Annotated in this window: 12 protein-coding genes; 7 read left to right on the top strand and 5 right to left on the bottom strand. The window is 39.8% G+C overall.

Annotation, left to right across the window (positions count from 1 at the left end; all coding sequences use genetic code 11):
- The 6 genes from ACIQZ2_RS04445 (at window position 1) to ACIQZ2_RS04420 (ending at window position 4,676) form a co-directional block, all read left to right on the top strand.
- Entirely contained in the window at window positions 1-510 is a 510-nt protein-coding gene (locus ACIQZ2_RS04445) for a hypothetical protein (RefSeq protein ID WP_395767637.1), read from the top strand.
- Window positions 511-603: 93 nt separating this feature from the next.
- Entirely contained in the window at window positions 604-1,188 is a 585-nt protein-coding gene (locus ACIQZ2_RS04440; protein WP_395767636.1) for a sigma-70 family RNA polymerase sigma factor, read from the top strand.
- A gap of 78 nt (window positions 1,189-1,266) precedes the next feature.
- The gene (locus ACIQZ2_RS04435) at window positions 1,267-1,539 is read left to right on the top strand and encodes a hypothetical protein (protein WP_395767635.1); all 273 of its coding nucleotides are present in this window, start codon (window positions 1,267-1,269) and stop codon (window positions 1,537-1,539) included.
- A 20-nt stretch (window positions 1,540-1,559) separates the two neighbouring features.
- A complete protein-coding gene (gene gmk, locus ACIQZ2_RS04430; protein ID WP_395767634.1) occupies window positions 1,560-2,126 on the top strand; it encodes a guanylate kinase in 567 nt (188 codons plus the stop codon).
- Between the two features lies 1 nt (window position 2,127).
- Entirely contained in the window at window positions 2,128-2,700 is a 573-nt protein-coding gene (gene nadD / locus ACIQZ2_RS04425) for a nicotinate (nicotinamide) nucleotide adenylyltransferase (protein WP_395767633.1), read from the top strand.
- A gap of 17 nt (window positions 2,701-2,717) precedes the next feature.
- The gene (locus ACIQZ2_RS04420; protein ID WP_395767632.1) at window positions 2,718-4,676 is read left to right on the top strand and encodes a ComEC/Rec2 family competence protein; all 1,959 of its coding nucleotides are present in this window, start codon (window positions 2,718-2,720) and stop codon (window positions 4,674-4,676) included.
- 32 nt (window positions 4,677-4,708) lie between these two features.
- On the opposite strand, the gene typA is transcribed toward ACIQZ2_RS04420, so the two are convergent.
- From typA to cysS, 5 genes are all read right to left on the bottom strand, one after another.
- Entirely contained in the window at window positions 4,709-6,517 is a 1,809-nt protein-coding gene (gene typA, locus ACIQZ2_RS04415) for a translational GTPase TypA (protein ID WP_395767631.1), read from the bottom strand.
- A gap of 115 nt (window positions 6,518-6,632) precedes the next feature.
- Complete coding sequence (dxs, locus tag ACIQZ2_RS04410; RefSeq protein ID WP_395767630.1) at window positions 6,633-8,606, bottom strand: 1-deoxy-D-xylulose-5-phosphate synthase; 1,974 nt, start codon at window positions 8,604-8,606, stop codon at window positions 6,633-6,635.
- A 41-nt stretch (window positions 8,607-8,647) separates the two neighbouring features.
- On the bottom strand, window positions 8,648-9,502 hold the full coding sequence (locus ACIQZ2_RS04405) for a rhomboid family intramembrane serine protease (RefSeq protein ID WP_395767629.1): 855 nt from the start codon (window positions 9,500-9,502) through the stop codon (window positions 8,648-8,650).
- A 1-nt stretch (window position 9,503) separates the two neighbouring features.
- Window positions 9,504-10,241 (bottom strand): rhomboid family intramembrane serine protease, encoded by a 738-nt coding sequence (locus ACIQZ2_RS04400; protein WP_395767628.1) that lies wholly within the window; start codon window positions 10,239-10,241, stop codon window positions 9,504-9,506.
- 4 nt (window positions 10,242-10,245) lie between these two features.
- A complete protein-coding gene (cysS, locus tag ACIQZ2_RS04395) occupies window positions 10,246-11,736 on the bottom strand; it encodes a cysteine--tRNA ligase (protein ID WP_395767627.1) in 1,491 nt (496 codons plus the stop codon).
- A 146-nt stretch (window positions 11,737-11,882) separates the two neighbouring features.
- Between cysS and ACIQZ2_RS04390 the strand changes: the two genes are divergently transcribed.
- A complete protein-coding gene (locus ACIQZ2_RS04390) occupies window positions 11,883-13,052 on the top strand; it encodes a hypothetical protein (RefSeq protein ID WP_395767626.1) in 1,170 nt (389 codons plus the stop codon).
- Window position 13,053 lies beyond the last annotated feature (1 nt).

Genomic DNA, 13,053 nt, shown 5'->3' with positions numbered 1-13,053 from the left:
ATGGCAGTTTCATTTAATGTAAAGTGGTTTTTGTCCGTCATATTTGCCATGGCGATTCAAGTATTGTTTTTACGTGATATTGCATTCGCTAATATTGCTTTCTGTTTTATTTATACGTGGTTTTTAGTTAAGGCTCCAATGAAAACTAGCCCTATCATATTAATGGTAGGCGCGATGGTAGTCGGATGGGTTATTGATTCTTTCTATAATACCCATGGCATGCATGCTTTTGCGTGCGTTCTTTTGGCTTGGATCCGTCCTGTTTTTTTTCGAATTTTAACACCTGCAAATGGGTACGATGAACGTTCTAGCATATCCTTGCATGAAATGAAATGGCTTTGGTTTTTTTCATACCTATTCTTGATGTTGATGTCACATCACTTATTGCTATTTTTAGTGGAAGCTGGCGATTGGTCATTAATTGGCTATAGCCTGCTAAAAGCTTTAGCTTCTACGGTTCTGGGAATGTCAGTCTTCGGAATTCTAGAGTTTTTTAATCGGCCAACTTAAGTCTTTTTGGCAGATAATTTATCGATTCATTTGTGGTCTTTGATTTGCAGGGCTAGTTCTGCGCATGTATTCATGTGTTTAATGGCCTAACAAATGGAAATACCTACCCCCGTAATTTCGACGCCTCCAGTAAATGCACAAGCAATATTTGAGAAGGAATTTATGCCGCATTTAAATGCGATGTATAATTTTGCATTACGTCTGACAAATGATGAAGATGATGCCCAAGATTTGGTACAAGATACCTGTATGAAAGCTTTTAGGTTCATCGAATCCTTTGAACCTGGTACTTATGCAAAGGCTTGGTTGTTTCGTATTCTGAAAAACAATTTCATTAACGATTACCGCAAGAAATCTCGAGGCCCCGCAAAGGTGGAGTTTGAGTGGGTTGAGCAATCATTTTCAGGGGATGAAGACCATGAGCCCGCTGCACATGCCGATTTGCATGCGGAGACAGTTAATGAAATGCTGGGGGATGAAATTACCGCTGCCATTCAATCCTTGCCTGTAGATTTTCGAATGATTATTATCTTATGCGATTTGGAAGAATTCAGTTATGAAGAAATGGCTCGAATTTTAAATATTCCTATTGGAACCGTTCGCTCACGATTGCATCGAGCTCGCGCTATTTTAAAAGAAAATTTAGCGAGTTATGCAAAAACCAAAGGGTATCACTGACAATGTGTCACGCATTCAAATTGAACTTTTTTTGATGTAACCTTTGTTTAAAAATTATCGCAAGTAAGTATCTACGAAATGAAAAAGACCTGTACGCATCAATCCGACTGTTTAAAGTTAATTCAACGAATCATTGATCGTGAGGCAAGTCCTGAGGAGGAAGCTGCTTTTCTTGTTACGAAAGATCAATGTTTACCTTGTCAGGAAGGGTATGAGCTTGAGAAATCTTTGCGCAAAGCCATAAAATCTACCTGTTCTACCAAATGCCCAGAAGAACTTTTTGCACGCATTAAGGCAAAACTTTTTGCCGTTTTAATCCTTATTTCCATACTTATTCCGTTATTTTGCTAGCTAAATTAATCAATTAGCTATTGGAAGGTAAACTCATAATTTTTTCTGCGCCATCTGGCTCCGGTAAGACAACAATCGTAAAGCAATTGTTGGCCAATAATTCCAATTTAGGTTTTTCCATTTCAGCGTGCACACGAGATAAAAGGGGTCGTTCTGAGGAAAATGGTCAGGATTATTATTTTATGACTCCCGATGAATTTCGTGCAAAAATTAATGAGGATGCATTTGTAGAGTGGGAAGAAGTCTATCCAGGGGCATATTACGGCACATTAAAATCTGAGATTGAACGAATTTGGGCCACAGGTAAGCATGTTATTTTTGATGTAGATGTAAAAGGTGGGCTAGCCTTAAAAAATTATTACAAGGAACGCGCACTTGCAGTTTTTGTAAAAGTTCCCACGCTTGAATTGTTGGAAGATCGGCTGCGTTCAAGAGGGACAGAGTCTGAAGAGTCCCTTTCTAAACGAATTTTCAAAATGAAATTTGAATGGGCTTTTCAAGATAAGTTTGATGTGGTTCTTGTTAATGATCAATTAAAAGTTGCCGTTAAGGAGGCACAAATTCTGTTTGATAAATTCACAAGCTAAGATGAAAATTGGCCTATTTTTTGGTTCTTTCAACCCCATACATCATGGCCACTTAATTATTGCGCAGGCGGTTTTAAATCAAACGGATGTTGATCAAATTTGGTTTGTTGTGTCTCCACAGAATCCTCACAAACCCAGTAAGTCTCTTCTACATGAATTTGATCGATTGGATTTGGTAGAGCGAGCAATTGCTGATAACTATCAATTTAAAAGTTCAGATATTGAATTTCACTTGACGAAGCCTTCTTATACCATTCATACCTTAACGCATTTGTCAGAGAAGTTTCCAAGCTATGCATTTAAATTAATTCTTGGTGGAGATAACCTCGAACAATTTAAGAGTTGGAAGAATTATGATAAGATACTTGATTATTTTGGTCTATATGTTTATCCGCGTGGAGAGCAGACAATGAGTGATTTATGGCATCATCCTCAGGTTACACGAATTGAAGCCCCATTATTGCAAATTTCAGCGACGTATATCCGTCAATGTATACAACAGGGCAAATCGATAAAATATCTACTTCCTGATAGTGTGGAGGCCCTAATCCATGCAAAAAAATTCTACATTTAGGCCTATTCGCCTAAACTGTGTTTTCATTTTTCAGCCCTTTCCCCTTTCTTCGGATTTTGTTTCTTTGGATCATCGGTTTACTGATTCATGTGAATCTTTGTTTCTTACTTTTTGTCCCTCTACTTTGTTTAGGATTTGAAAAACGGAGATTGGCGATGCTAGCCATCGTGGGGATTTCTTTTCTTCGAACTATCCAATTAGCTAGTTTTCAGAATTCCGCAATTCCTTCGCATGATGCGTTTGTCTTTGAGGTAAGTCGGCCCCCAACCCAAGGTCCTAAGTCTTGGATTGTCCGTGCGGATGTTCTTGCCTTACACATGAATAACCAATGGCGGCAAGTGCATTTTAGCAGTTTAATTTATGTTCCATTAAGTGGACATATGTTGGCTAAGGGCCAATTGTTTCAAGGCTATGGAAATTTAAAACCCATAAGGCCGGCGCTTATGCCTTTGGCTTTCGATTGGAGTCACTATTATGCATCTCAAGGGATATTTGCTTCAACTTATTTGCCTCAACAAAATCTAAATCAATTACGCGATTCGAGGGTGGGCGCTTCGTTTTATTTGTATTTAAGGGATTTAGCAAAATACTATTTGCATCAAGCATTGCCGGTTGGGGTTCATCGTAATGTTGCCGATGCGATGTTTCTTGGAATAGGAAATAGCCTTGATTTTGAGACGCGTCAATCCTATGCTGCCTTGGGGGCAATTCATATTTTGTCTGTTTCTGGAATGCATGTGGGATTGCTTTACCTTGGATTAGGGATTTTATTTGGATTTTTATTGCGTTTCCGTCGTTGGGGACCTTGGGTTTATTTTTGCTTGATTATGGTGATATTATGGACCTACGCGGCAATGACAGGTTTTTCTGCACCAGTTATGCGATCTGTTTGGATGTTTTCTGTTATGTTATTTGCGCAAGTTTTTCGAATGAATTCTCATCCAATTAATAGTTGGGCTTTTTCTGGTTTTGTCTTACTTGTTATTCAACCCATGGATTTTTTCCAAGTGGGTTTTCAGTTATCCTACGCAGCTGTTCTCGGGCTAATTTTGTTTCAAGGCAGATTGGTAAAGTTATTTAAACCAAAATACTGGTTGGTCTCTCAGGTTTGGGAATTAACCTGCGTTGCTATTAGTGCACAAATATTGACCTGGCCCCTGATCATCTATTATTTTCATCAATTCCCCAATCCCATTTATTTCTTTTTACTTAATCCGATACTGATTTTGTTTTCGAGCATTACGCTTGGTATCGGTTTCTTGTATTTGATTTTAGCTCCTATGTTAAGTTATTTCCCCTTATTAATTACCGGAGTTGGGCAATTACTCTTACGTAGTTTTGAACTACTGCATGGTATTATGTTTTCTACTACCAATCAATTTCATACGGTTATTTCATTTATTCGAATCAATGAAATCGAAGTAGTTTGCTATTACATAGGGTTGATTTTGCTCTGGTTTTGGTGGTCTACTCGGAGAATATATGGGCTTTACTTTAGTCTATTGATTTTGGCAGGGCTATTGATTAATCGCTTTTTTGAACCATTAAACGATCATGCATATTTGACTATTGCCGAGAAGAAATTGGTGTATATTCGAGGGCAAGGAATGCATGGTCAGGTGTATGGCGTGCCAACGCCTATTTGGTTGCAGTCCAATGTAGCGGGCTGGTTTTCTCGTAATCAGGTCGTAGATACACTGACTCAGGTATGGCCGGAAGGCAGTTTTACATGGCTCGATAAAGGGAATGAATTTGTCTATTTGAAGCGGCCAAGTATTCAAATTAATATGCATCCGGCTCATTTGATTTTAGCGGCCGATTTGGATTTACGGGACCCTCGGTTTTTACAAACTTGGCAAAGTTCAACGTGGTATTTTGTTCGTAAACCATCTACTTATCTATTGAACAAAATCAAGCCGTATCTCCCCGAGAAAGTCTATTATTTATCAGAGCGATCGGCTGTATATTTCCCATAAAAAAAGGCTGCCTAATTTGGCAGCCTTGAATATTAGCTTGGTTTTTTCTCGTTACGCTTACGCTCGTTTGGATCTAGCCAAATCTTACGCATACGTAAAGATTTTGGTGTAATTTCTAAGTATTCATCTTTCTGAATAAACTCCATACACTCTTCTAATGAGAAATTCAACTTAGGTGCAATTTTGGTATTTGAATCCGTACCTGAAGCACGCATATTTGTTAATTGCTTCGATGCTTGAAGATTAACTTCAATATCGTTTTGGCGATTATGCTCGCCTACAACCATTCCTGTGTATACCTCTTCACCTGGATCGATGAAAAACACCCCTCTATCTTGTAATTTATCAATTGCATAAGGAATCGCTGGACCTGTGTTCATGGAGATCAATGAACCATTAATACGGCCTGGAATCGGTCCTTTGAATTCTTCATATTGAATAAAACGGTGGGCCATGATTGCCTCCCCAAAAGTCGCCGTTAACACTTTAGAACGTAAGCCAATCAAACCACGAGATGGAATGTTAAATTCTAAGTGTTGTAAGTCACCTTTCGGTTCCATGATCAACAATTCACCTTTTCCTTGTGTAGCTAATTCGATTACCTTACCAGCAACTTCTGCAGGTACGTCTACAACCAATGATTCAATTGGCTCTAAACGCTCGCCATTTGGACCTTCTTTGAAGATAACCTGTGGCTGACCTACTTGTAATTCATATCCTTCACGACGCATGGTCTCGATTAAGACCGACAAGTGAAGAATTCCACGTCCAAATACTAAGAATTTATCTTCGCTTTCCGTTGTAACAACTCTCAAGGCTAAGTTTTTCTCGGTCTCTTTAAACAGACGATCACGGATGTGACGGGAAGTTACTAATTTACCCTCTTTACCAAAGAAAGGTGAGTTATTGATCGTGAACAACATGTTCATCGTAGGCTCATCGATCGCGATGCGCGCTAAAGCCTCTGGATTTTCTGCATCAGCAACGGTGTCACCAATTTCGAAATCTTCGATACCGGTTATCGCACAAATCTCTCCGCACTCTACTTTCTCTACTTTAACTTTTCCTAGACCTTCGAAAACTTGAAGTTCTTTGATACGCATTTTCTTCGTTGTGCCGTTAGATTTGCAAAGTGAAATTTGCATACCTTCTGTCAAAGTTCCACGCTCCAAACGACCGATCGCGATACGACCTACGAAAGATGAGTAGTCTAATGACGTAATCTGCATTTGAGGGGTACCTTCTTGAACTTTAGATGCTGGTATGTGCTCGATAATCGCATCCAATAAAGGAATAATATTATCCGTGGGCTTTTTCCAATCAGTACTCATCCATCCTTGCTTCGATGAACCGTAGATACATGGAAAGTCTAATTGATCTTCTGTTGCATCTAAGTTAAACATCAAATCGAATACACTTTCGTGTACTTCGTCAGGACGGCAATTTTCTTTATCTACTTTATTGACAATCACAATGGGCTTTAAACCTAAGGCAATTGCTTTTGACAATACAAAACGTGTTTGAGGCATTGGGCCTTCGAAAGCATCCACCAACAAAATTACACCATCTGCCATACGAAGCACACGCTCCACCTCACCGCCAAAGTCGGCGTGACCAGGTGTGTCAATGATGTTAATTTTAACTCCATTGTAACGAACAGATACGTTTTTGGACGTAATCGTAATACCGCGTTCACGCTCTAGGTCGTTATTGTCTAAGATCAAATCTCCAAACTCCTGATTCTCACGGAAGATTTTAGAGGCGTGAATAATTTTGTCCACAAGTGTTGTTTTACCGTGGTCAACGTGGGCAATGATGGCAATGTTACGAATGCTTTGCATAAAAATGTAGGCGTTGAATGAATTAAAATTCTCCCAAGTCGGGGAATTTAAGGTGCAAAGGTACAGATAATTTCTTTGAAAAGTGCTAATTGATTTAAAATCAACGGAAGCGAATTTATTGAATCAGGGCTCTTGATACATTAACACCCGCTTTTGAGCCTATTTGTTGAGCTATTTTTTGTGCAATTCCATCGGAATCGATACCGCATAGGGCATAAAGTTCACTTTGTTCGCCATGCTCTACAATGTGGTCAGGGATTCCAAGTCGGACGATGTTAGCTTGATATTGATGATCTACCATGAATTCAGCTATAGCTGAACCAAATCCACCAATGATAGATGCGTCTTCAACAGTTAAAATATGGGAATATTGAGCAAAAATTGCATGTAACATGCTTTCGTCCAAAGGTTTAGCGAAGCGCATATCAAAGACTGCTGCATCAATACCATGATTAGCAAGTTCTTCGGCGGCTTTTAGCGCTTCATTACCAATATGCCCAAGGCTTAAAATGGCTATATCATTACCTTTTTTGAGTTGAATTCCTTTTCCTATTTCGAGTTTTTCAAAATCTGTACGCCATGCAGGCATTACACCTTGGCCTCTCGGATAACGAATGCTGATGGCTTCGCCACGCTCCTTGAAAGAATCTAAGGAGGCCGTATACATCATATTTCGTAATTCTTGTTCATTGCGCGGTGCAGCCACAATCATATTAGGCACGCAGCGCATCATGGCAATATCTAAATTTCCATGATGGGTTGGGCCATCAGCGCCAGCTAAACCTGCTCGATCTAGACAGAAAATAACGGGAAGCTTTTGTAAGCATACATCATGGACCACTTGGTCGTAACCTCGTTGCATGAATGAACTGTAAATATTACAAAATACCGTTAGGCCTTGCGTAGCTAAGCCTGCGGAGAATGTAACGGCATGTTGTTCTGCGATACCCACATCAAACGCACGGTCTGGCATAGCAGCCATCATGATATTCATGGAAGACCCGGACGGCATAGCAGGCGTAATACCCATTATTTTAGGGTTTTTTTCTGCTAGCTCTAACAGGGTATGACCAAAAACTTCCTGGTATTTGGGCGCTTGAGGATTGTCATAGGTTTTCTTTTCAATCTCGCCGGTAATCTTATCGAACTTTCCTGGTGCATGCCACAGCGTTTGGTCTTTTTCTGCTAAGGAATATCCTTTCCCTTTTGTGGTTACACAATGCAAAATTTTAGGACCTGGGATATCTTTTAAATCACGCAAAACGGTTGCCAAATATTCAACGTCATGTCCATCAATCGGACCAAAATAGCGCAGGTTGAATGACTCGAATAAATTACTTTGCTTGAGCAAGGTTGCTTTTAGTCCATTCTCTATTTTTGATACAATTTCTTGTGCCGATTTTCCAAAGGTGGACATTTTGCCCAATAAATTCCAAACGTCATCTTTAACCTTATTGTAGGTATGTGATGTTGTGATATCGGTAAGGTATTCCTTTAAAGCTCCTACATTGGGGTCAATGGCCATGCAATTATCATTTAAAATGATAATCATGTTATTGGGAATGTCACCAGCATGGTTCATCGCCTCGAAGGCCATGCCTGCCGTCATGGAGCCGTCTCCAATAACAGCAATATGCTGACGGTCAAATTCTTTTTTATACCGAGAGGCTACAGCCATCCCAAGTGCCGCCGATATGGAGGTGGAAGAGTGTCCCACACCAAATGTGTCATATTCGCTTTCGGAACGTTTTGGAAAACCGCTAATTCCGCCCAATAAACGATTGGTATGAAAAACACTTTGGCGGCCTGTTAAAATCTTGTGCCCGTATGCCTGATGTCCTACATCCCAAACGAGTTGGTCGTAAGGCGTATTGAATACATAATGCAAGGCTACGGTTAATTCCGTTACGCCAAGTGATGCACCGAAATGCCCTCCATTGACGGAAACATGATCAATTATGTATTGACGCAATTCTTTGCAAACAGCTGGAAGCTGATTGGATTTTAAAAGGCGAAGATCGGCGGGTGCCTGAATCTTGCTTAGTAAAGGTCCTGCTGGGAATTGAGTTGACACAAATAATTTATTCAAGTGAAAGAAAAACAATGCAAAGGTAAAAATGTTTTTGAGGCTTACTCATTTTTTTGACTCGCTTTGAACAATCTTCTTTTTTCTGTCTTGCTTAGGCTGTCGTATCCCGACTTCGAAATTTTATCTAAAATTTGGTTTATCTCTTCCTCTTCGATGTTTTCAGCTTGTTTGCGCCGGGATGATTCTCGCGTCAAAGAGGCATCAATAAATATTTTTTCTTTTTTCTTTAGCCATGAAATTTGAATAGGATGTTCAAATAAATGGGCTATGCAAAATCCACTTAAGGCTCCGCCGAGGTGTGCGATGTTTCCACCGGCATTGGCCCCCACCGTTTCCAAGATCGACCAAAGCATATAAAATCCTGCGATGAATTTAATTCGAACAGGTCCAATCAAGAATAAATGAACTTCATAATTGGGTCGCAGCGTGGCGGCAGCAACGACTATAGCAAATACACCACCGGAAGCCCCTAAAAGAAACGAAATGCCCTGTGATTGATAGTAGCCTATGCTATTGTATGCAATCAAAAACGCTAAAGCCCCTACGATTCCGCCTACAAAATATAATCGGACGCTTCTTTGATTCCCTAAAACTTCTTGAAGAATTAAGCCAAACCAATACAAGAACATCATGTTGAATGCCAAGTGAAAGATTTCGACATGTACAAAAAAGTAACTAATTAGGGTCCATGGAGCTTGTAAGGTTGTGCTTAGACTCGAGGAAAGCGTTAAGCTTTCAATCAAATTTTCATAAACCTGGGCATTTCCAGAAAGGATACTAATTAGGCGGAAAAGCATTAGCAAAACAAAGATCGAGCTATTCAGCACAATGATCTTCAGTAATCCCTGCTCAGGTTGCTGTAGTATGCGTTGAATATCTTGCCAAAATCCGCGCATATCAATAGAAGTGATTGCGTTTTGATTTCCAAATCATTAAAAGAATCACCGCAAAAATCATGCCCCCTATATGAGCAAAATGGGCTACATTGTCTTGAGGATCCTGTACTGTTCCTTGATATAATTCATATAATCCATAGCAGCTAACAAAATATTTAGCTTTTATGGCAATGGGGAACGGAAAAAGATACATTTCAGAATTAGGGAATAAATAGCCAAATGCCATTAAGATTCCAAAAATTGCCCCAGAAGCACCAGCTAACTGGCTCCTATTTACATACTCTGCATAGTTCTCCCGTGCCCAATCAACATTAACATTTCCATCGGGTAATGCTATAACTTGATAGTGTTGTGCATAATCATATAAATGTACAGAACTCGGGTCACTCAAAACGATTTCTGTTGCTCGGCGAAAATCAGCAAAATCTACGAAATGTTGAATCCCCATATAAAGCAATCCAGCCCCTATTCCACAAAAAAAATAAAAAAACAGAAAGCGTTTCGCACCCCACATGCGCTCTAGTAATGATCCAAACATAAACAAGCCAAACATGTTCCCCAATAGGTGCATGAAGCTTGAATGTATGAACATGTAAGTAACAACTTGAAAGATATTGAAATCTTTTGCCTGAAAATAATGCAGACTTAACAAATCTTGAGGCAAAAAGCCACTAGCCAAATAAATGGCCACATTGATGAAAATTAAATTTCGTACCGTTGGTGATAAGTTTCTAAACATAGTTTTATTCTTCGTAAGCCCAATCTATCCGGTTTTTCATATCCTTGACCAATAATCCCATGGCTTTGAAACTAGCACGGATTTCGTCAACTTTTTCATATTCTCGCTTTTCCTTGAAGTTGGCATATAGGCTCAATAGCCCCTTGATTAATGCTTCTTGATTTGCGGGGAACTCCTCTCGGAGTCCTAAAACGCGTTCTAAAAAGTCAACATACGTGGTCTTCAAGCGATCAAAAGCTATTTTACCTAATTGCCCATAAGCCAACTGCCCCGTGTGCAATTGATTTATCTTTTTTAATAACGTAAATACGTGTGAAATTGTTACTGCCGTATTCAAATCATCATTCATTCCATCAAAACAACCTTGGATTGCCGCATCAATTTCCGCTACTTGTACGGCATCGATTGCCTCATTGGCTTCTGTTTCGTAGTCCATGCCTTTAATGATGCGTAACCCATTGGCGATGCGTTTATAGCCTTTTTGAGCGGCTTTTAATGCTTCATTGGAGAAGTCTAGGGTACTTCTGTATTGAGACTGCAGCATAAAGAAGCGAACAGTCATCGGACTGTAGGCTTGCTCCAATAATGGATGATCGCCAGCAATTAATTCGCTCGGTAAAAAGGAGTTTCCGAGCGATTTGCTCATTTTTTGACCATTGACTGTCAGCATATTTGTATGCATCCAATAACGCACAGGCGCATGTCCATGAGCAGCTTTTGCTTGGGCTATTTCACATTCATGGTGCGGGAATTTTAGGTCCATTCCTCCTCCGTGAATGTCAAATGTATCCCCTAAATATTTATGGCTCATGCACGTACATTCTAAATGCCATCCGGGAAATCCATCGCCCCAAGGAGACGGCCATCGCATAATATGTTCAGGAGATGCTTTTTTCCAAAGTGCAAAATCCAACGGACTTCTTTTCTCGCCAACACCATCTAAGTCACGTGTTTCTGTCAATAAATCATCTAGTACCCTGCCAGATAAATGTCCATAATCGCCGCCTTGTTTATTATAGGTTTCGATATCAAAATAGATAGAGCCATTTGATTCGTAGGCGAGACCTTTGTTCAATAGAATTTTCGTTGTTTCAATCTGTTCAACGATATGTCCAGTAGCCGTAGGTTCAATGCTTGGAGGTAGCAAATTAAATTGTGTCAATACATCATGAAAATCGTTCGTATAGCGCTGAACAATTTCCATGGGTTCTAATTTTTCCAATTTGGCCATCTTGCCAATTTTATCCTCGCCCTCATCTCCATCACCTACTAAGTGGCCTACATCGGTGATATTACGTACATAGCGAACCTGATATCCAATGAATTTCAAGTAGCGGTGTAAAATATCAAAAGATGTGAAGGTTCTTAGATTTCCTAAATGAACGAAATTGTAGACCGTAGGACCGCAAACATAAAGCCCCACATGTGGCGCATTGATGGGGGTAAACAGCTCTTTTTCTCGGCTGAGTGTATTGTATATTTTTAACGGCTGCATGAATCGTAGGTGCTTTTGTAGAGTCCTCAAAAGGGAATTAAAATTACGCTGATTCTTTTAATTCACCAAACTTAGCATTTTGACAATTTCAAGCGATTCTTTTCAGATTGTGTTATCTTTGTGTGTTTTTTGAAATCAATCATTACATGCTGCTAAAGGAGGTAGGCGAGGATAAATCGCTTCAACGTATTTTTTTGCAATTCCCTGTTCGTCTTTATGCGTCTGATTCAAATTGGATTCGACCGCTTGATAATGATGTAACAGCTGTTTTTGATCCAAAAAAGAATGGACACTTTAAGCACGGGGAAGCAATTCGCTGGGTATTGTTTGATGCGGAAGGTGAGGCGATTGGACGTGTTGCCGCATTTTATGAGCAAAGTAAAGATGAAGTTCCCGTTGGAGGAATGGGATTTTTTGAGTGTATTGAGGATGAGCGCGCTGCATATATGCTATTCGATTCATGTAAGACTTGGTTGATTTCCAAAGGCATGCAAGGGATGGACGGACCTATTAATTTTGGGGAAAGAGATAGTTTTTGGGGATTGATGGTAAAAGGCTGGGAGTATGAACCTACCTATAAAATGCCTTGGACGAAACCCTATTACATTGATTTCTTTGAAAAATATGGGTTCCAAGATTACTTTCAGCAGTATGTTTATGTCTCTTCAATTACGGGAGCGAATGTAACACCAGCCATTGAAGAGAAGGCAAATCGCATCTATCAGAATCCAGACTACGTTTTTCGTCATATTGAAAAATCGAATCTTGCTAAATATGCCGAGGATTTTAAGGTTATTTTTAATGCCGCGTGGGCGAAGTTTCCGGGCGTGAAAGAAATGAGTTCAGAACAGGCTCAGCGACTGGTGAAGACAATGAAGCCAATCATAGATGAAGAATTGCTCTGGTTTGCGTATACAAAAGAGGGTGACCCGGTAGCTTTTTTTATTGTTATTCCCGACTTGAATCAAATTATTAAGCATTTAAATGGCCGATTGAACTGGTGGGGGATGGTTAAGTTTTTATTGTTAAAAATGCGAGGAGCATTAACGCGTGCCTGTGGTGTGATTTTTGGTGTTGTGCCTGATCACCAAGGTAAAGGTGTCGAATCTGCCATTGCTTTACGTTTCCGTACGGCTGCCCGTGAAAATCCATTTTATGCCTATGAAACCATGGATATGAATTGGGTGGGAGACTTTAATCCGAAAATGTTGCGTTTTGTCTCCCAGCTTGGCGCCACCAACGAAAAAACTTTTATTACCTATCGTTTATTTTTTAATCCAGACCAGCCATTTAGTCGTTGTCCGAAGGTTGGTTAAA

It is taken from the genome of Aquirufa sp., assembly GCF_044342065.1.
In the GTDB taxonomy this organism is placed as follows: Bacteria; Bacteroidota; Bacteroidia; order Cytophagales; family Spirosomataceae; genus Aquirufa.
Note: the sequence above shows the minus strand (reverse complement) of the source record. Positions and strands in the feature narration are given on the sequence as shown.